Below are 19,202 nucleotides of genomic sequence, written 5' to 3' on the forward strand. Positions count from 1 at the left end.
GGTTCGGTGCCCAGGTGCCGTCCGACGCTCTCCGCGATGGCCCGCGCCGCCGCCGACTCCGTGCCCATGGTGTCCGCGATGATCTGCTGCGACTTGTCCGCGAGCTGCCTGCGTGCCGCCCGGAGCGTCGCCATGATCGTCGACGCCACCACGTCCGGCGTGACGCGGTCGATCCGGTCGGTGAGCCTCAGGGCGACCAGAGAACCCGTCGAGTCGATGGTGACCTCGGCCATCCGCTCGGGGTCGTTCGCGACGATCCGCAGTTCCTGCATCTGCTCGCTCATCGACTTCGTGTCGGCGGCCAGCTTGTCGATCCTGCCCTTCCACGCGGCGAGCCGTTCCCGTGCGCCGTCCGGATCCAGGATTCGTTCGTCCACGAGATCGAAGTCTAGGCAGGAAAGCGATTACCTATGGGACAGAACGAGCTAGTCGGGCCAGGTGGACCTGTGGGCTGCCGAACAACTGGCCGCTTCCGTGCGCCCGCTTGAAGTAGAGGTGCGCGTCGTGCTCCCAAGTGATCGCGATTCCACCGTGCAGCTGGACCATCTCCGCCGCCACCTTGAAGAACGCCTCAGAGCAGTAAACCTTGGCCACCGCCGCGGACTTCTCGTCGGTGGCCGCCAGTGCCGCCGACCGCGCGGTCTCGACCAGGACGTGGAGGTCGGCCATGCGGTGCTTGAGCGCCTGGAACGAGCCGATGGGCTTGCCGAACTGGACCCTGGTCTTGGTGTACTCGACGGTGAGCTCGAGTGCTCTCGCGGCGGCGCCGACCTGTTCCGCGCTCAGTGCGGCCAGGGCGATGTCGCGGATCCGGGACGACCACGGGCCGAGGCGGGTGGCCGAGGCGCCGGTCAGGTGGACGGTGGCGAGGCGGCGGGTGAGGTCCATCGTCGGCGTGTGTTCGCGGATGACGCCTGGCTGGCCGGGGTCGACCTCGTACAGGGAGGTGCCGTCGGACACCAGGAGGATCTCGGCCAGGTCGCCGTCGAGCACGTAGCGGCTGGTGCCGTCGAGGGACGCGGTCGCGACGGTGGTGGTGACCTCGGGATGATCGAGGGCCGGGGTCGTCGTGATCTCGGCGGTGTCCCATGGCCAGACGAGTGTGGCAACAGTCCCGTCCGCGATCCGCGGCAGCAGCCGGCCGCACACTTCCTCGTCGCCGGTCGCCAAGAGCGCTTGCGCGACGATCGCCGAGGAGAGCAACGGTGCCGGAGTGAGGGTGCGGCCGAGTTCTTCGAGTGCCACACGGGTTTCCTCCTGCCCGGCGCCTGATCCGCCGTACTGCTCCGGAATCGGGAGCACCCCGATGTCGCACAGCCGCGCCCACAGGTCCTTGTCGTAGCCGTGCGGGGTCTCGATCGCCGCGCGGACGTCGGAGTGCTTGTCGAGCAGGCTGCGGACGGCGTCACGCAGAGCGAGTTGTTCCGGTGTCACAACGCCTCCAGCACGCGCGCTCGGTGCATCGACGGGCTGCCCCACGCGGTGCGGAGGGCTCGGGTCTGCAGCAGGAACCGGCCTAGTTCGTGCTCGGCGGTGTACCCGATCGCGCCGTGCACCTGCAGGGCGACGCGGGCCGCCTGCCAGGCGGCGTCGGACGTGGCGACCTTGGCGGCGGAGACGTCGCGGGTCGTCATGGTCACCGCCGCGCCGAACACCAGCGGCCGCGCGAGTTCGAGGCCGATCAGGACGTTCGCGAGGTGGTGCTTGACCGCCTGGAAGGAGCCGATCGGCTTGCCGAACTGGGTGCGCGCGAGGGCGTGCGCGGTGGTCATCTCCAGCATCGCGCGGCCGAGTCCGAGAAGCTGCGCCGAGCACATCAGGACGCCGAGGTCGAAGGCACGGGTCGTGGGCACTCCGGTGGCGATCACCGGGCCGGCGGCGAGCTCGACGAGCCTTCTGGACGGGTCCACTGAGGACAGTTCGGCGGTGGGCGAGGCCTCCCGGAGGGCGTCACCCTCGACCAGGTAGTACCGATCGGCCTCGACCGCGTGGGGAACGTCCGGTGGGAACGCCACCGAGCCAGGCCCAGCGCCGAGTGCGGGCAGTACGGCGAGCGACTCGATCAGCGGCCCGGTCGCCGCGTGGTGTCCCAGCTCCTCGAACACCACCACGAGGTCGACCGGGTCGGTCACCTCGTCGGCGCCGACCTCGGCCAGATCCCGTTTCCCCGCCCCGAGGAAGTCGTGCAGAACCGTGGCGAAGTCGGTTTGTTCCTGCGACAGCGTGAACATCATCGCGGCAGCCCCAGGAGTCGTTCGGCGATCACGTTGCGCTGAATCTCGTTGGTGCCGGCGTAGATCGGCCCGGAGAGCGAGAACAACCAGCCGTCCCGCCAGCCGGGGGCACCCTCGCCGAGCAGGTCTAGCGCCGTCTCGTGCAGCGCCACGTCCAGCTCCGACCAGAACACTTTCGTGACGCTGGCGGCCGGCCCGGACGGCGGGTTCGAGAGAGCTCCGAACGTGTGCAGCCGGTACGCCTGGGCGCCGATCCACGCGTCGACGACCCGGTCCCGCAACGCCGGATCCGGGTTCTTCCGGTACAGCTCCACCAACCGGCCGGCGGCGGCGAGAAACCGGCCTGGGCTGCGCAACGTGAGCCCGCGTTCGTTGCCCGCGGTGCTCATCGCGACGCGCCAGCCGTCACCGATCTCGCCCACCACGTCGCGGTCCGGCACGAACACGTCGTCCAGGAAGATCTCGGCGAACCCCGGCTCGCCGTCGAGCTGGTTGATCGGGCGCACCGTCACGCCCTCGGCGCGCAGGTCGAACAGCAGGTACGTCAGGCCGCGGTGCCGTTCGCCCGGACCGGTGCGGAACAGGCCGAACGCCCGGTCCGCGAACGCCGCCCGTGAGCTCCACGTCTTCTGGCCGCGCAACAGCCAGCCGCCGTCGCACCGAACCGCCGTGCTGCGCAACGACGCCAGATCGGACCCGGCCTCCGGTTCCGACCACGCCTGCGCCCACACCTCGTCGCCCCGCGCCATCGAGGGCAGGATCCGGGAGCGCTGCTCCTCGGTGCCGTGCGCGAACAACGTCGGTGCCAGCAGGAAGATGCCGTTCTGCGAGACGCGGCCAGGTGCGCCCGCCGCGTGGTACTCCTCCTCGAACACCAGCCACTGCAGCAGTGAGGCGTCCCGGCCACCGAACTCAGCGGGCCAGGAGACCACCGACAACCGTGCCGCCGCGAGCCGGCGTTCCCACTCGCGGTGTTCCTCGAAGCCCGGCGCGGTGTCCATCGAGGACAGTGGCCGGACGTGTGCGGCCAGCCACGAGCGCACCTCGGCCTGGAACTCGAGGGTCGAGGAGTCCAGTGAGAGATCCATCAGCCGGAGGCCTTCTTCATCGAGCGGGCGTCCATGCCCGCCAACGCGTCCGAGCTCACCTCGGCGTTGTGCGCGTGGGCGAAGTGGTGCAGCCCGAAGACCGAGTCCATGCCCGCCCGCATGCCCATGAGGTCCTCTGACTGGTTGACCGCCTTCTTCGCCAGGGCGAGCCCGAACCGTGGCATCGAAGAGATCCGCGAAGCGAGCTGGAACGTCTCCGATTCCAGTGACGAGCGCGGCACGACGCGCGAGACCATGCCCCACTCGTAGGCGCGCTGGGCCGAGAACCGGTCGCCGGTGAAGAGCACCTCCTTGGCGGCGCGCGGGCCGAGCATCCACGGGTGCGCGAAGTACTCGACGCCCGGAATTCCCATGCGCACCACGGGATCGGCGAAGAACGCATCCTCGGAGGCCACGATCAGGTCGCACACCCAGGCCAGCATCAGGCCGCCTGCGACGCACGCGCCCTGCACCATCGCGATCGTCGGCTTGGGGATCTCCCGCCACCGCCGGCACATGCCGAGGTAGACCTCCATCTCGCGGGCGAAGCGGAGATCACCGCCCTCGCGGCCGACGTGGTCCCACCACATCACGGCCTTGCGCTCGAACGACACGTCGACGTCCCGGCCCGGCGAGCCGATGTCGTGGCCCGCGGAGAAGTGGTCGCCGGCCCCGGCCAGCACGATCACCTTGACCTCGTCGTCCTCGACCGCGCGCGTGAAGGCCTCGTCCAACGCGTAGGTCATCGCCGAGTTCTGCGCGTTGCGGTACTCAGGGCGGTTCATGGTCACGACGGCGGCCGCGTCACGCCGCTCATACGAGACTGTCACGCGTTCTCCTTGCGCAGTAGGTGTTTGAGGACCTTGCCGCCGGCGTTGCGGGGGAGCGCGGGATGGAACTCGACCGCGCGCGGCACCTTGTAGTTCGCCAGCCGGCCGCGGCAGAACTCGATCACCTGGGCTTCGGTCAGCTCGACGCCGGGTGACGTCACGACGTGCGCGACCCCGACCTCGCCGAGCCTTTCGTCGAAGGCCCCGACCACGGCCGACTCCGCGACTCCCGGCAGCCGGGCCAGCGCCTGCTCGATCTCGGCCGGGTAGACGTTGAAACCGCCGCAGATGTACATGTCCTTGAGCCGGTCGGTGATCGAGAGGTAACCGCGTTCGTCGACGCGCCCGACATCGCCGGTGTGCAGCCACCCGTCGGCGTCGATGGCGGCCGCGGTCGCGTCCGGATCATCGAGGTAGCCGAGCATCACGTTCGGACCGCGCAGCAACACCTCGTCCTGCTCGCCCAGCCGGAGCTCGAACCCCGCCATCGGCCGTCCGCACGTGTGCGCGACGGTCGACGGCGAATCCTCAGGGCGGCACATCGTGGCGACCACGGCCTCGGTGAGCCCGTAGGCGGTGAGCACGGTCGAGAACGACAGTTCTGACTGCATCCGCTCGACCAGCGCCACGGGCACCACGGCGGCCCCGGTCACCGCGAGCCGCAGGCTGGACAGGTCGAACGAACCGCGATCGGGGTGGTCGAGCAACGACTGGTAGATCGTCGGCGGGCCGGGCAGCACGGTGATCCGTTCCCGTTCGATCAGCCGCATGGTCTCGGCGACGTCGAACACCGGCTGCGGCACGATCGTCGCGCCGCGCAGCAGACAGGCGAGGATCCCCGCCTTGTAGCCGAAGGTGTGGAAGAACGGGTTGACGATCAGATACCGGTCGGCCGACGACAGCTCGCCGCAGGACGCCCACGCCTCCGCCACGCCGAGAGACTGCCGGTGCGCGCTCATCGCGCCCTTGCTGCGCCCGGTCGTACCCGACGTGTACATGACGTCGCAGAGCTGGTCCGGATCGGTCGACGGCAGGTTCGTGGCGTGGTCGGGCCAGTCGACGGGTAATCGCACGACGACCTCGGGGAGTTTCTCACCGCGCAGCTCGGCGAGCCGGTCGCGGCCGAGGAACGAGCCCTCCACGATGAACGCGCGTGCCTTGCTTCTGCGCAGCACGTCGAGCGTCTCGGCCGCGGTGAACCGGGTGTTGATCGGGACAAGTGCGGCACCGGCGTGCAACGCCCCGAGCGCCGCGACGACCCAGTGCCGCGAGTTGGGTGCGCACAGGGCGACCCTGTCACCCGGCTGCACACCCATCCCGATGAGTGCGCGCGCGGCGGTGTGCACCTGTGCCCGAAGCGCGGTGTAGGTGAGGCGAACCTCCCCGTCCACCAACGCTTCCGCGTCGCCGAAGAGCGAAGCAGCGCGGTCGAGCACAGCTGAAACCGTTTGCCTGCTTGGATCGCTGGCCATCACGCCCTCCAAAGCAAGTGCTTGGTAGGTTAGAGTATGGCGCATGGAGTCCTTCCGGCGCGAGGTGCGGGAATGGTTGTCCGCCAACCTCGTCGGTGAGTTCGCTGAGCTGCGGGGCCTGGGCGGGCCCGGCCATGAGCACGAGGCGTTCGAGGGACGGCTGCGGTGGCACCGGCACCTGGCGGCACACGGGTGGACGTGCCTCGGCTGGCCCGGCGAGCGCAGCGTCGAGGAGCAGGTCGTCTTCCACGAGGAGTACGCCGAGGCCGACGCGCCCGCGAAGGTCGACATCGTGGGCGAGGGACTGCTCGGCCCGACGCTCATCGCGTTCGGCACGCCCGAGCAGAAGGAACGCTTCCTGCCGAAGATCCGCGCGCTGGACGAGCTGTGGTGCCAGGGCTACTCCGAACCCGGCGCCGGCTCTGACCTCGCGAACGTGTCGACGCGAGCCACCCTCGAAGGCGACCAGTGGGTGATCAACGGCCAGAAGATCTGGACGTCGAACGCGCACTACTCGGACTGGATCTTCGTCCTGTGCCGGACCGAACCGGGTTCCCAGCGCCACCAAGGCCTGTCGTACCTGCTCGTGCCGATGCACCAGCCCGGCGTCGAGGTGCGGCCGATCCGCCAGCTGACCGGCACGTCGGAGTTCAACGAGGTCTTCTTCGACGGCGCGGTCACGGCGCGCGAAAACATCGTCGGACAGCCAGGTGAAGGCTGGAAGATCGCCATGGCCACCCTGGGCTTCGAACGCGGCACCGCGATGCTCGGGCACCAGGTCAGCTTCCGCAGGCAACTCGACGCGATCATGGCCAAGGCTCCCGACGACGAGCGGCTCACCAGGGCGTGGCTCGAACTGCACGTCATGCGCTCACACACGTTGCGAACGCTGAACGACGACCCGGGCCCGGAGGCCTCAGTGCTGAAACTGTTCTGGGCGGGCTGGCACCGCAGGCTCGGCGAACTGGCCATGGACGCGCTCGGCCCCGAGTCGATGATCGACGGCGCCGAGTGGCAGCGCATGTTCCTGTTCGGTCGCGCGGAGACGATCTTCGGCGGCTCGGACGAGATCCAGCGCGAGATCATCGCCCACCGGATCCTGGGGTTGCCGCGATGACCGGACACGACCTGCTCAGGGACAAGGTCGTCGTCGTGACCGCGGCGGCGGGCACGGGCATCGGCTCGGCGACTGCGAAACGGTGCCTTGAAGAAGGCGCGAAGGTGGTCATCAGCGACTGGCACGAGCGTCGCCTCAAGGAGACCCACGAGGCACTCGGCTCCGATCACGCGATCCCGTGCGACGTCACCAACGAGCAGCAGGTGCAGGCGCTCGTCGACGAGACGGTCGAGCGCTACGGCCGCATCGACGTGATGGTCAACAACGCGGGCCTCGGCGGTGAGAAGTCCGTGCTGGACATGACCGACGACGAGTGGTCGCGGGTCCTGGACGTGACGTTGAACGGCACGTTCCGGTGCACCAGGGCCGTGTTGCGCCAAATGGTCGCCCAGCGAAGCGGTGTTGTCGTTAACAACGCGAGTGTCGTCGGCTGGCGGGCCCAACGCGGGCAAGCCCATTACGCGGCGGCGAAAGCAGGGGTCATGGCGCTCACGCGCTGCGCCGCGATGGACGTGGCGGATCACGGCATCCGGGTGAACGCGGTCGCCCCGAGCTTGGCGGCGCACCCGTTCTTGACCAAGGTCACCAGTGAGGAGTTGCTGACCGAACTGGCGTCCCGTGAGGCTTTCGGGCGCGCCGCCGAGCCCTGGGAGGTCGCGAATGTGATCGTGTTCCTAGCCAGCGACTACTCGTCCTACATGACGGGCGAGGTCGTCTCGGTGAGCAGTCAGCATCCGTGAGGAAGGAACGGCAGATGAGTGGCCGGAGGCAGGAGTTGCTCGCGTTGGCGGCGCAGATGTTCGCCGACCGCGGGTACGGGCAGACGACCGTGCGCGACATCGCGGACGCGGCGGGCATCCTGTCCGGCAGCCTCTACCACCACTTCGACTCGAAGGAGTCGATGGTGGACGAGATCCTGCGGACCTTCCTCGACGAGCTGTTCACGCGGTACGGGGAGATCGTCGACGCCGGTCTCGGGCCGAAGGAGACGCTGAAGGCCCTGGTCGTGGCGTCGTTCGAGGCGATCGACACGCGGCACGCCGAGGTCGCGATCTATCAGAACGAGTCCAAGCACCTCATGCCGCTGGAGCGGTTCTCTTACCTGGACGACCGCAACGTGGAGTTCCGCAAGCTGTGGACGGTGCTGCTGGAGGACGGCATGAGCGAGGGCGTGTTCCGCGCCGATCTCGACGTGGATCTCGCCTATCGGTTCATCCGCGACACGGTGTGGGTGGCCGTGCGGTGGTACCGGCCGGACGGGGGACTGTCCGCGGAGGCCGTGGCTGACCAGTATCTCGCGATTTTGCTCGACGGCATCGCTACCGGGCGCCAGCCGAAAAGGAAGCCGGTGCGGCCCAAGACGTAGAAGGAGGCCTTCGTGGCCGAGGCGTACATCATCGAGGCTGTGCGGACCCCGGTGGGCAGGCGCGGTGGCGAGCTGAGCCGCGTGCATCCCGCCGATCTCGGCGCGCACGTGATCACGGCGCTGCTCAACCGCGTCGACGTCGACCCGACTGACGTGGACGACGTGATCTTCGGGTGCGTGGACACCGTCGGCCCGCAGGCGGGCGACATCGCCAGGACCGCCTGGCTGGCCGCGGGATTCCCGGAGCAGGTGCCGGGCGTGACCGTCGACCGGCAGTGCGGGTCGAGCCAGCAGGCAGTGCACTTCGCGGCGCAGGCGGTGATGAGCGGCACGGCCGACGTCGTGGTGGCGGGCGGCGTGCAGAACATGTCGCAGGTGCCGATCGGGTCGGCCATGACGGTGAGCCCGTTCGAGGGGTGCGAGGGCTGGCGGCACCGGTATGGCGACGAGGAGGTCTCCCAGTTCCGTGCGGCCGACCTGATCGCCGTGCGGTGGGACCTGTCGCGGCGTGACATGGAGGAGTTCGCGCTGCAGAGCCATCTGCGGGCGATCACCGCGATCAAGGAGGGCCGGTTCGACCGCGAGATCGCGCCGGTCAACGGCGTCGCGGCCGACGAGTGCCCGCGCCCGGACACGAGTGCGGAGAAGATGGCGGCGCTGCAACCGTTGCGGCCAGGCGGCAGGACCACCGCCGCGTTGTCGTCGCAGATCTCCGACGGTGCCTCGGCGGTGCTGGTCGTCTCGGAACGGGCTGTGCGCGAGCACAAGTTGACGCCCAGGGCTCGGGTTCACCACATCTCGGCCCGCGGCTCCGACCCGATCTACATGCTGACCGCGCCGATCCGCGCCACGCGGTACGCACTGGAGCGAGCGGGGATGTCGATCTCCGACATCGACCTGTTCGAGATCAACGAGGCGTTCGCGTCCGTGGTTCTGGCGTGGGCCAAGGAGCTGAAGGTCGATCTGGGTCGCGTGAACGTCAACGGGGGAGCGCTCGCGCTGGGGCATCCGATCGGCGCCACGGGCACGAAGTTGTTCACGACGTTGCTGCACGAGCTGGAGCGTTCCGGCGGCCGGTACGGGTTGCAGACCATGTGCGAAGGCGGCGGTCAGGCGAACGTGACGATCATCGAACGTCTCTGAGCCGGTCGATGATCTTCTCGGCGTCTTCGACGATGTTCTCGATGAGTTCCTTGCACGTCGGCAGGTCGCCGAGCAGGCCGGCGACCTGACCGGACGCGAGCACGCCCGCGTCCGTCCTGCCCTCGACCAGGCCGGCGCGCAGCAGCATCGGCGTGTTCGCGGCCATGATCACCTGCGACCAGGTGAGGTCCTTGCCGTGCTTCATGGCCAGGCCCTCACGCATCATCGCGCGCCAGGACAGTCCGGTGTGCTCGCGGAACCTGGCCGCGTTCGTGAGCGCTCTCACCAGGCTGCTGATCCGGCCGGACCGTTCGAGGTGGTCGACGAGATCGCTGCGCAGCACCCGGTGCGGCAGGCCATCGACTCGGGTGGTCACGACCGTGCCGTTCAGATCTCGTTGCAGGTACGCGTGTTTCACCGCGTCCGGGACCGTGCTCTCCTGGGTGAGCAGGAACCTCGTGCCCATCGCGATGCCGGCCGCGCCGTACGCGAGTGCGGCGGCGAGGCCCCGTCCGTCGAAGAACCCACCCGCCGCGATCACCGGGATGTCGACGGCGTCGAGCACGCTCGGCAGGAGCAGGGTCGTCGCCACTCCGCCGGTGTGGCCTCCGCCCTCGCCGCCCTGCACGATCACCGCGTGGGCGCCCCACTTCGCGACCTTCTCCGCGTGCCTGGCCGCGCCGATCGATGGGATCACGACGACGCCGGCGTCGTTCAGCTTCGCGATCATGTCGGGTTTCGGGGCCAGCGCGAACGAGGCGACCTTCACCTGTTCGCGGATCAGCAGGTCGATCCGGTCCTGCGCGTCGTGGGCGTCCGCGCGCAGGTTCACGCCGAACGGGGCGGACGTGCGAGAACGAGTTTCCTTGATGGCGGCTTCGAGTTCGCCGTAGGTCATCGTGGCCGAGGCGAGGATGCCGAGTCCACCGGCCTCGGCGGTCGCGGACACCAGGCGTGGGCCTGCGACCCAGCCCATGCCGGTCTGCACCACCGGATGCCGGACGCCGACCAGGTCGGTGAGCGCGGTCCTCACGACGGGACTTCCTTGTCCCGCTTGCCGTTCGGATCGAGCCTGGTCCTGATCAGCTCCAGCTCCTCGTCGGTCGGCAGCCGGGTCTCGGTGACGTCCTGGACCACGAGCGGGAACGACGTCTGCTTCTGCACCTCGTCGATCGAGACCCCGGGATGCACTGAGACCACCCGCATCGAGTGGTCGGGCGTGTCGAAGTCGAGGACGGCGAGGTTCGTGACGACGCGGTGGACGTCGTGGAACGGCCCGACGGCGTGGTCGTAGCCGACGCCGGAGATCACGTCGACGGCGTCGACCAGCACTCGCGGGCTGTGCCGCGGCACCCAGTAGCTGGTGCGGTGGTTGATGGTGTTGCCAGGCGCGCCGCGGAAGCCGAGCAGCTGCCGGGTGGGCTTGGCGTGGTCGCCGATCGCGGAGATGTTCTGGTTGCCGAACCTGTCGACCTGGTTCGCGCCCATCACGACGTGCCGGCGGCCGTGCGCGACGACGTCGAACACCTTCCGGTACGGCAGCCAACCCTCCACAGTGGACTCCGGCGTGAGCAGGTAGGCCTCGCCGTCGCTCAGCAACAGGTCGGGCTCGGTGGTGAGGCGGGCGAGCTTGGCGCCGAGGGACGGGATGAGCCCCATCGGGCTGGCCAGCGTCTCACCGGCGCCGGCGAACAGGTCGGCGCAGGCGGCGACGCAGACCTCGGCTCTCGTGATGTCGCTCATCCCAGGAACCTTTCGTGGAAGCCCGGCCATTTCTCGAGATCAGCAGCTGCTTCGGCGTACTCGCGCTGAAGGGCTTCGTCGCGGTCGTAGTCGGGGACGCAGCTCGTGAACCCCGCGCCACCCGGTGCTTCCACCACGCCGTCGACCATCATGCGGTTGAGCAGCAACGTCTGCGGTGGTCCGTCGAACGTCTCCACGATCTGCTCGCACGAGACGTAACGCCGGTCCGCTGCCAGGCAGAACAGGTCGTCGAAGTACGGGTCGGGCCCGAGGTACTGGGCGTTGCCGTGCCGGTCCGCGCGGTTGAGGTGCACGAGCGCGACGTCGAGTTTCAAAGCGGGCATGGCGACCAGCTCTTCGCCGTCGTCGTAAGGCGAACGGACGGTCTTGAGCTCCGGTGCGTACTTGAGCACGTCCGAGCCCAGGCCTGCCCTGATCGGCAGGAACGGCAGCCGGTGCGCGGCGGCTCTGAGCCCTGTCTGGAACATGCCCTCGTCCAGCTCCAGCACCTCGATCGCGCCGGTCTCCCTGGCCCGCTTGAACCACGGGTCGTACGGGATGGAGTCGAGCGAGATGAAGCCGTAGACCAGCTTGCGCACCTTGCCGGCCGCGCACAGCAGCCCGACGTCCGGGCCGCCGTAAGTGACGACGGTGAGGTCTTTGACATCGGACCGCAGGATCGCCTTGACCAGGGCCATCGGTTTGCGCCGGGAGCCCCAGCCGCCGATGCCGACGGTCATGCCGTCCTTGATCTCGCCGACGACCTCGTCAGCTGTCATTCGCTTGTCGCGCATAGTTTCCGTCCAGGAAGGCCTGTCGGGCGTCGTCGGACACGCCGGTGAGGTTCAGCTCGAAGGTGAAGCCCTGCTCGAAGCGGTAGCTGGTGTGCACGCGCTGGGGGTCGATGCCGTTGATCGCCTCCTTGGCCGCACGGATCACCATGGGGTCCTTTTTCGCGATCTCCTTGGCGATCTCCCGGGCCGCGTCGTCGAGCTGCGCGCGCGGCACGACCTCGATGACGCTGCCGTGGTGGTGCAGGGTTTGCGCGCTGACGTTGCGGGCCGTGTAGTACAGCGTCCGCATGAGGTGCTGCGGTACGAGCCTGGCCAGGTGCGTTGCCGCGCCGAGGGCCCCTCGATCGACCTCGGGCAGCCCGAACGTGGCGTCGTCGGACGCGACGATGACGTCCGCGTTGCCGACCAGCCCGATGCCGCCGCCGAGGCAGAAGCCGTTGACCGCGGCGATGACCGGCACCTCGCAGTCGTACACGGCCGCGAAAGCCTTGGCGCAGCCCCGGTTCGCCGCTATGAGTGCGTCGTGGCCCGTGGAGCGCTGGATCTCCTTGAGGTCGACGCCCGCGCAGAACCCGCGGTTGTTCGCTCTGAGGATGACGACCCGCGCCTCAGGGTCCTCGCCCGCGCAGGTGATCGTCTTGGCCAGCTCGAACCAGCCGTGCGAGGGGATGGCGTTGACCGGGGGATAGTCGATGGTGACTTCGATGATGCCGTTTTCGGTGTGGCTGCTGGAGATTCCCATCGCGCCGCCTTCCGAACCAAGCGATTGCTTGGTAACTTAGCAGTGCCGGAGCGACCGGGGTAGGTGCTTGTGGAACTGGACCTCGACGGAGCAGTGGTCCTGGTGACGGGCGGCGTGCGGGGTGTCGGTCTCGGGATCACCCGCGCGTTTCTTGCCGCTGGTGCCGTGGTCGTGACCTGCGCCCGGCGTCCGGCCGAGGTGCCCGGTGCGTCGTTCGTGCCGTGTGACGTGCGGGATGCGAATCAGGTTTCTGAGCTGATGTCCGGGATCGTTGCCGAGCAGGGGCGTCTGGACGTCGTCGTGAACAACGCTGGTGGAGCGCCGTTCGCGTTGGCGGCCAAGGCCTCGCCGCGCTTCCACCAGAAGATCGTGGAGCTGAACCTGCTGGCGCCGCTGCTGGTGTCCCAGGCGGCGAACGCGGTGATGCAGTCCCAGCCGTCGGGCGGCTCGATCGTCATGGTGAGCAGCGTCAGCGGACGTCGGCCGTCGCCCGGAACCGCCGCTTATGGCGCCGCGAAGGCCGGGCTCGACAACCTGACCGCCTCGCTGGCCGTCGAGTGGGCGCCTCGCGTCCGGGTCAACGCGCTGGCCGTTGGCATGGTGCGTACCGAGCAGTCTCACCTGCACTATGGCTCCGAGGCTGGCATCGCGGCCGTTGAACGGACCGTGCCGTTGGGCCGGCTCGCGTCGCCGGACGAGGTTGGCGCGTGTGCGGTCTTCCTCGCTTCGCCTCTCGCGTCCTATGTCAGCGGCGCGACCTTGGTCGTGCACGGCGGGGGAGAGGTGCCCGCGTTCCTGGACGCTGCCAAAACCGATGGGGGTTCGTCATGACGCTTTGCGAGGACCGGGTCGTCATCGTGACGGGTGCGGGCCGTGGCATCGGCCGTGCGCATGCTTTGGCGTTCGCCGCGGCAGGGGCGCGAGTCGTGGTCAACGACCTCTCCGTTGGGCCCGCCGCCGAGGTTGCCGCGTTGATCGGGCCTCGGGCGGTCGTCAACACCGATGACGTGGGCACCTGGGCCGGTGCCGCGCGGGTGGTCGATGCCGCGGTGTCGGCGTTCGGCGGCCTGGACGTGCTCGTCAACAACGCCGGGATCGTCCGCGACCGGATGATCGTGAGTTGCGGCGAGGACGAGTGGGACGAGGTCGTGCGCGTGCACCTCAAGGGCCACTTCGCGCCTCTTCACCATGCCGCCGCGCACTGGCGTGCGGTGCACAAAGCGGGCGGCCGCGTATCCGGCCGGGTGATCAACACGTCGTCCGGTGCCGGGCTCTTCGGCAGCGTCGGGCAGGCGAACTACTCGGCGGCCAAGGCGGGGATCGCGGCGACGACGCTGGTGGCGGCGGCCGAGCTGGCCCGGTACGGCATCACGGTCAACGCGATCGCCCCTGCCGCTCGGACCCGGATGACCGAGCAGACGTTCGCCGAGTCGATGGCCGCGCCGGACGACGGGTTCGACGCGATGGCCCCGGAGAACATCTCGCCGCTGGTGGTCTGGCTCGGCAGCGAGGAGGCAGGCGACGTGACCGGCCGGATGTTCGAGGTCGACGGCGGACGGCTCTGCGTGGTGCACGGCTGGCAGCGCGGGCCGGAGATCGACAAGGGCGCCCGGTGGTCGCCGGACGAGCTGGGCGGGGTGGTCCGGAAACTGGTCGCTGCCGACCACCCGGTGCCCGTGTACGGCGCGTGAGTGCCTGGCCGGAAGTCCTGTCTGAAACCTCAGCGTGCTGGTCGGCTTGTCCCCTGCGGGAGCTGCGGGGTCGGACCACCCCTGCCGGGGGAATGGGATTTCCGTGGCTGGGGGCCGGTGGTCAGGTCAGGAGCGGCCATGTCGGTCTTCTCCCGTGGGCGGCTCACTGGCCGTGCGGCGGCGTCGCGAGATCGAGTGAATGCCTGCGGCAATGGGTAACGCGGAGCCACCGGTGCACAACCACTCGATGTGACTCGACTCGTGCCCTTAGTGGCGGTCTTGGGCGTGCTCGCGGCCCTCGCAGGCTGCGGCAGCAAGGAACAGCCGACAGCAACAATCACACACGACGAAACAGGCGCCACAACAGCGGCGCTCACAGTGACAAAGGATTCGTCAGCAGAGCTCGAAGCAGCGGTGCGTGCGTACTCGGCAGCGTTCCTCTCCGGGAGAAGCGAGGCGTATGAACTGCTGTCACAGCGCTGCAAGGAACGTATGCCGCGTGCCGGATTTCTTCAAGTACTCACAGCGGCGAGCCAATTGTACGGACCGCAGGAAATCGTGTCGCTCAAGGTCGACCAGATTGCCGGTGATCTGGGTCGGGTGACCTCCACCTACGCCAAGTCCGAATTGGATCAGCGGAGCGAGCCATGGGTTCGGGAGAACGGTGTCTGGCGAGTTGACGACTGCTGACTCCATTTCACGATCGGGTGCAATCGGATCTGGTTCGGAACTCGTCAACGAGGTGTCTGTTTCGTGCGGCGTGGCAGAGAACGATGACCGGGCAGACGCTCGGGCGATGTTGCTCAAGCACCTCGCTGGGGCGTACGCCTGGTTTTTGCAACCGAACCGGCTGCGTCCGCCGCGACGTTCCAGGTCGAGCTGGCCCTTGAAGGTCTGGTTGATCGACTCGATCGTCTGGCGCACCGGTTTGAACAGCCGTGTGGTCGGGCCGTGTTGCCTCGTCTTTGAGTGCCTGGAGCAACAACACCAACCCCCTGTTCCCGTCGAATTTGCACTGGTACTTCGCGTAGCGGGGTCGGGGCGGCGGCGAGGCACCGGCACGCCCGCTCACGGTCAGCGCCGTCGAACTGGCGCGCCGTCACCAGCACGGTGTTCCATCCGTTGCCCTCGGCTGCCCGATCCGTCGGCCCACGGTGTTCAGGATCAGCACGTCCACGCCAATGAACCGGTCGCGGTCGAGGACAAGCTGGGGCTGAGGCGCGCGGCCGCCGCTCGGCCCGGCTGGCGTGACACAGCGCGCAACCAACCAATACTCGAAAGGATAAAAAATCTTAGCCTCACGGGTGTTGCAAGTAGTGTACTTCGCCCCGCGACAACGGATGAGGAGGACATTCGGTTTGTTAAACTGACACCTTCCGGTGCAACCGGGCCATCCTGCTTGTCCGCGCGAGACCCCGCCTACATCCTTTTGGTCGAGCCAAAACACCACTCGAATTTGGCCAGGAGAAAGGTTTCGTGCCAATGCAGCCCGTTACCGCAATCGTTTCGGAATGTAGCCGACGGCCCTCGAGAGCAAGAATTGTCGGCATGAGCGCTGTTCTTTGCATGCTGGCCGCGTTGATGCTCACGGGGGCCAGTTCGGCGAGCGCCGCGTCACAGTTCCGCCCGGTCGTCGCCGCCCACAGCGGCAAGTGCCTGGACGTGCGCGGCGTGAGCCAGCAGAACGGCGCCGCGGTGATCCAATGGTCCTGCCACGGCGGCGGCAACCAACAGTGGGTGATCGTGCCCACTGGTGGCCTGCACGTGCAGCTGATCGTCCAGCACAGCGGCATGTGCCTGGACGTGCGCGGCGTGAGTCAGCAGAACGGCGCCGCGGTGATCCAGTGGCCCTGCCACGCCGGCCTCAACCAGCGCTGGCGAAAGGTCGACGTAGGCGGCGGCTACTTCCGCCTGGTGGCCGCCCACAGCGGCAAGTGCCTGGACGTGAGCGGCGTGAGCCAGCAGAACGGCGCCCCGGTGATCCAGTGGTCCTGCCACGCCGGCCTCAACCAGCGGTGGCGTCAGGGCTGAGCTAGCCCTTCGCTTCATGCTGCTGGTTGCCGATCGCGGAAGAGGGTGCTCTGAACTGTGAGGACGCGACTTGTCGGTGGTCATGTCCGAACCAGTTCAGAGCACCTTTCCGGTGAGTGACGCTACCGGGTCCCATCTGTCGTTGAAGATCGACACCACGAGAGCCGGGGTGGTGTCGCCGGTTTGACATCGAGCGCACCTTCCGCAGACCTGCTCAGCCGGGCGGCTCACCCGAGCCAGAGCCCGCCGGGGTTTCGGAACCTGCGTCCACACCTCGCGTGTCCAGCCGGTGTCCCGAAACCCTCGCGCCCCCGGCGTTCCGCCGGAACACCCCGACCGCCGGCCCCGCGCCACGACGTCCACGCCGTCACCAGACAAGCAAACAGAAACCCCGCACTGGCGACAAGACCGCGTCACGCAACCCACGCCCACGCCGAACAGGTCGAAACTTGAGCTAGATCCGTTCGATGATCGTGCCGGTGGCCAGCGCGCCGCCCGCACACATCGTGATCAGCGCCGTCGTCGCATCGCGTCGCTCCAGCTCGTGCAACGCCGTCGTGATGAGCCGCGTGCCCGTGCTGCCGACCGGGTGACCGATCGCGATCGCGCCACCGTTGACGTTGACCCGGTCGAGGTTCGGCCGGTGCACCGCGGCCCACGACAGCACGACGGACGAGAACGCCTCGTTGACCTCGAACAGGTCGATGTCGGCCATCTTCATGCCGCTGCGTTCCAGCAACCGCGCGGTGGCGTCGACAGGGCCGTCCAGGTGGTAGTACGGGTCGGAGCCGACCAGGCACTGCGTCACAATCCGCGCCCGCGGCCGCAACCCGTGCGCCCGCGCGAAGTCCTCGTCCACCACCATCACGGCCGACGCGCCGTCTGAGATCTGCGAGGACGTCCCTGCGGTGTGCACGCCGTCGGGCACCACGGGCTTCAACGCGGCCAGCGCCTCCAGGCTGGTCTCCCGCAGGCCCTGGTCGGTGTCCACCAGGTCCTCGCCGACCTTCACCGGCACCACCTCGGCGGTGAACCGTCCCGCCGCCCAGGCCGCCCGTGCGCGGTTCTGCGACTGGACGCCGAACCTGTCGACCTCCTCGCGCCCGATGCCGCGCCGCGCGGCCACCCGTTCGGCGGCGACGAACTGGTTGGGCAGGTCGATGGCCCACGAGTCGGGGCGCGGCATGCCGGTCTCGCCGATGTTGCTGCGCAGAGGAACGCGGCTCATCGCCTCGACCCCGCAGGCGATGCCGCAGGAGATGGCACCCGCCGCGATCAGGCCCGCGATGAGGTGCGTGGACTGCTGGGCGGAGCCGCACTGGGCGTCGACGGTCATGCAGCCTGTGGTGTGCGGCAGGCCCCCGTGCAGCCAGGACGTTCTGGTGATGTTGTTCGACTGCTCGCCCGCCTGGGTCACGGTGCCGCCGATGACTTGTTCGACTGTGGACGGATCAACACCGGTCCTGTCAAGCAGACCTCGTTGTGCCGCACCGAGGAGCTCGGCGGCGTGCAGGCCGGACAACCAGCCGTTGCGCCTGCCGATGGGCGTGCGCACCGCTCCCACGATCACCGGACTGCCCACGCGAGCCTCCTTCGCCTGGAAACTAGAACACGTTCCTGTGAAGAACCAGATTGGCTGCATGGGGGCTTCAACACAAGGCGCAACCGTGTTTGAATCAGTTAGAACGTGTTACATCTAGGAGGTGCCTGTGGGCAAGCCGCGCATCCCTGAAGGCTTCGACTTCACCGACCCCGACATGTACGCGAGTCGTCTGCCCTTGGATGAGTTCGCCGAACTGCGCCAGACCGCGCCGATCTGGTGGAACTCCAAACCACTGGGTCAGGGCGGGTTCCCCGACGACGGCTACTGGGTGGTGACCAGGCACCACGACGTCAAGGAGGTGTCGCGCAACAGCGACGTGTTCTCCAGCAGAGAGAACACCGCGATCATCCGGTTCCGCGACGACATGCCGCGCGACAACATCGAGATGCAGCGGCTGCTCCTGCTGAACATGGACCCGCCGACGCACACGAAGCAGCGCGGCATCATCTCCCGCGGGTTCACGCCCAGGGCGATCAACGCGCTGAAGGAGGCCCTGACCAACCGGGCAGAACAGATCGTGGCGGAGGCGGTGGCCAAGGGCAGCGGCGACTTCGTCTCGGACGTGGCGTGCGAACTGCCGCTGCAGGCGATCGCCGAGCTCATCGGCATCCCGCAGGACGACCGCCGCAAGATCTTCGACTGGTCCAACCAGATGATCTCCTACGACGACCCGGAGTTCGAGATCGACCCGCTCGTCGCGGCCACCGAACTGCTCGGCTACGCCTGGACGATGGCAGAGGACCGCCGCCAGTGCCCGCGCCAGGACATCGTCACCAAGCTCGTCCAGGCCGATGTGGACGGCGCAGGGCTCGCGTCGGAGGAGTTCGGATTCTTCGTGCTGCTCCTCGCTGTCGCCGGCAACGAGACCACCCGCAACGCCATCACGCACGGCATGAAGGCGTTCTTCGATCATCCCGACCAGTGGGAGCTGTTCAAGGCCGAACGGCCCGCGACGGCCGCTGACGAGATCGTCCGGTTCGCCACGCCCGTCATCGTCTTCCAGCGCACGGCGATGGCGGACACCGAGCTGAGCGGGGTCGAGATCAAGGAAGGGCAGCGGGTCGGGCTGTTCTACTCGTCCGCCAACTTCGACGAGGAAGTGTTCGAGAACCCCGGGCGGTTCGACATCACCCGGGATCCCAACCCGCACCTCGGGTTCGGCGGCAGTGGGGCGCACTTCTGCATCGGCGCGAACCTGGCCCGGCTGGAGATCGACCTGATCTTCAACGCGATCGCCGACGCCATGCCCAACATCCGTCAGATCGCGGAACCGCGGCGGCTGCGGTCGGGCTGGCTGAACGGGATCAAGGAGTTCCGCGTCCAGTACACGTAGCTGTTGGGGCGTCTG

At 68.3% G+C, this 19,202-nt stretch carries 20 protein-coding genes and 1 pseudogene; 9 read left to right on the forward strand and 12 right to left on the reverse strand.

The window, feature by feature from the left end:
• From FXN61_RS27335 to FXN61_RS27360, 6 genes are all read right to left on the reverse strand, one after another.
• Positions 1-377 (reverse strand): YbaB/EbfC family nucleoid-associated protein (locus FXN61_RS27335; protein ID WP_167976890.1); only part of this gene is annotated, 377 nt, incomplete at its 3' end.
• Between the two features lie 31 nt (positions 378-408).
• Positions 409-1,434: an acyl-CoA dehydrogenase family protein gene (locus FXN61_RS27340; protein WP_312878026.1), complete on the reverse strand. Its 1,026-nt coding sequence runs from the start codon at positions 1,432-1,434 to the stop codon at positions 409-411.
• A complete protein-coding gene (locus FXN61_RS27345) occupies positions 1,431-2,234 on the reverse strand; it encodes an acyl-CoA dehydrogenase family protein (protein WP_167976892.1) in 804 nt (267 codons plus the stop codon). Before FXN61_RS27345 ends, FXN61_RS27340 begins: the two co-directional genes overlap by 4 nt.
• Positions 2,231-3,322, reverse strand: coding sequence for an acyl-CoA dehydrogenase family protein (locus FXN61_RS27350; RefSeq protein ID WP_167976893.1), 1,092 nt, complete (start codon positions 3,320-3,322; stop codon positions 2,231-2,233). The genes FXN61_RS27345 and FXN61_RS27350 overlap by 4 nt, the downstream gene beginning before the upstream one ends.
• Entirely contained in the window at positions 3,322-4,152 is an 831-nt protein-coding gene (locus FXN61_RS27355; RefSeq protein WP_167976894.1) for an enoyl-CoA hydratase, read from the reverse strand. The genes FXN61_RS27350 and FXN61_RS27355 overlap by 1 nt, the downstream gene beginning before the upstream one ends.
• The gene (locus FXN61_RS27360; protein WP_167976895.1) at positions 4,149-5,624 is read right to left on the reverse strand and encodes a FadD3 family acyl-CoA ligase; all 1,476 of its coding nucleotides are present in this window, start codon (positions 5,622-5,624) and stop codon (positions 4,149-4,151) included. The genes FXN61_RS27355 and FXN61_RS27360 overlap by 4 nt, the downstream gene beginning before the upstream one ends.
• 43 nt (positions 5,625-5,667) lie before the next feature.
• Between FXN61_RS27360 and FXN61_RS27365 the strand changes: the two genes are divergently transcribed.
• The 4 genes from FXN61_RS27365 to FXN61_RS27380 are packed head-to-tail and all read left to right on the forward strand — an operon-like array spanning position 5,668 to position 9,250.
• On the forward strand, positions 5,668-6,741 hold the full coding sequence (locus tag FXN61_RS27365) for an acyl-CoA dehydrogenase family protein (RefSeq protein ID WP_167976896.1): 1,074 nt from the start codon (positions 5,668-5,670) through the stop codon (positions 6,739-6,741).
• A complete protein-coding gene (locus tag FXN61_RS27370) occupies positions 6,738-7,481 on the forward strand; it encodes an SDR family oxidoreductase (protein ID WP_167976897.1) in 744 nt (247 codons plus the stop codon). Before FXN61_RS27365 ends, FXN61_RS27370 begins: the two co-directional genes overlap by 4 nt.
• A gap of 14 nt (positions 7,482-7,495) precedes the next feature.
• Positions 7,496-8,107 carry a TetR/AcrR family transcriptional regulator gene (locus FXN61_RS27375; protein WP_167976898.1) on the forward strand — a complete coding sequence of 204 codons (612 nt, stop codon included), beginning with the start codon at positions 7,496-7,498 and terminating at the stop codon, positions 8,105-8,107.
• 12 nt (positions 8,108-8,119) lie between these two features.
• Positions 8,120-9,250, forward strand: a complete 1,131-nt coding sequence (locus FXN61_RS27380; RefSeq protein WP_167976899.1) for an acetyl-CoA C-acetyltransferase — start codon at positions 8,120-8,122, stop codon at positions 9,248-9,250.
• On the opposite strand, the gene FXN61_RS27385 is transcribed toward FXN61_RS27380, so the two are convergent.
• Genes FXN61_RS27385 through FXN61_RS27400 form a run of 4 tightly spaced genes read right to left on the reverse strand, consistent with a single transcriptional unit; the run spans position 9,234 to position 12,529 of the window.
• A complete protein-coding gene (locus tag FXN61_RS27385; protein ID WP_167976900.1) occupies positions 9,234-10,283 on the reverse strand; it encodes an NAD(P)H-dependent flavin oxidoreductase in 1,050 nt (349 codons plus the stop codon). The genes FXN61_RS27380 and FXN61_RS27385 overlap by 17 nt on opposite strands.
• Positions 10,280-10,993, reverse strand: a complete 714-nt coding sequence (locus FXN61_RS52800) for a CoA-transferase subunit beta (RefSeq protein ID WP_167976901.1) — start codon at positions 10,991-10,993, stop codon at positions 10,280-10,282. Before FXN61_RS52800 ends, FXN61_RS27385 begins: the two co-directional genes overlap by 4 nt.
• Entirely contained in the window at positions 10,990-11,787 is a 798-nt protein-coding gene (locus tag FXN61_RS27395; RefSeq protein ID WP_167976902.1) for a CoA transferase subunit A, read from the reverse strand. The genes FXN61_RS52800 and FXN61_RS27395 overlap by 4 nt, the downstream gene beginning before the upstream one ends.
• Positions 11,762-12,529, reverse strand: a complete 768-nt coding sequence (locus FXN61_RS27400; protein WP_167976903.1) for an enoyl-CoA hydratase family protein — start codon at positions 12,527-12,529, stop codon at positions 11,762-11,764. Before FXN61_RS27400 ends, FXN61_RS27395 begins: the two co-directional genes overlap by 26 nt.
• A gap of 63 nt (positions 12,530-12,592) precedes the next feature.
• Here FXN61_RS27400 and FXN61_RS27405 point away from each other — a divergent pair, with 63 nt between their 5' ends.
• The 3 genes from FXN61_RS27405 to FXN61_RS27415 all read left to right on the forward strand — a co-directional run bounded on the left by FXN61_RS27405 (position 12,593) and on the right by FXN61_RS27415 (position 14,910).
• Entirely contained in the window at positions 12,593-13,360 is a 768-nt protein-coding gene (locus FXN61_RS27405; RefSeq protein WP_312878027.1) for an SDR family oxidoreductase, read from the forward strand.
• Positions 13,357-14,220, forward strand: a complete 864-nt coding sequence (locus tag FXN61_RS27410; RefSeq protein WP_167976905.1) for an SDR family oxidoreductase — start codon at positions 13,357-13,359, stop codon at positions 14,218-14,220. Before FXN61_RS27405 ends, FXN61_RS27410 begins: the two co-directional genes overlap by 4 nt.
• Before the next feature lie 285 nt (positions 14,221-14,505).
• On the forward strand, positions 14,506-14,910 hold the full coding sequence (locus FXN61_RS27415) for a hypothetical protein (RefSeq protein ID WP_188135536.1): 405 nt from the start codon (positions 14,506-14,508) through the stop codon (positions 14,908-14,910).
• 150 nt (positions 14,911-15,060) lie between these two features.
• Here FXN61_RS27415 and FXN61_RS56970 read toward each other — a convergent pair.
• Positions 15,061-15,205 (reverse strand): annotated as a pseudogene (locus FXN61_RS56970) (IS982 family transposase); the annotation flags it as partial.
• A 563-nt stretch (positions 15,206-15,768) separates the two neighbouring features.
• On the opposite strand from FXN61_RS56970, the gene FXN61_RS27420 reads away from it, so the two are divergent.
• The gene (locus FXN61_RS27420; RefSeq protein WP_167976906.1) at positions 15,769-16,251 is read left to right on the forward strand and encodes an RICIN domain-containing protein; all 483 of its coding nucleotides are present in this window, start codon (positions 15,769-15,771) and stop codon (positions 16,249-16,251) included.
• Positions 16,252-16,705: 454 nt separating this feature from the next.
• Here the strand turns inward: FXN61_RS27420 and FXN61_RS27425 are convergent, their stop codons facing one another.
• Positions 16,706-17,833, reverse strand: a complete 1,128-nt coding sequence (locus FXN61_RS27425) for a steroid 3-ketoacyl-CoA thiolase (RefSeq protein ID WP_167976907.1) — start codon at positions 17,831-17,833, stop codon at positions 16,706-16,708.
• A gap of 127 nt (positions 17,834-17,960) precedes the next feature.
• Here FXN61_RS27425 and FXN61_RS27430 point away from each other — a divergent pair, with 127 nt between their 5' ends.
• Positions 17,961-19,187, forward strand: a complete 1,227-nt coding sequence (locus tag FXN61_RS27430; protein WP_167976908.1) for a cytochrome P450 — start codon at positions 17,961-17,963, stop codon at positions 19,185-19,187.
• Positions 19,188-19,202 lie beyond the last annotated feature (15 nt).

The sequence above is a fragment of the Lentzea indica genome, assembly GCF_012184385.1.
Lineage (GTDB): Bacteria > Actinomycetota > Actinomycetes > Mycobacteriales > Pseudonocardiaceae > Lentzea > Lentzea indica.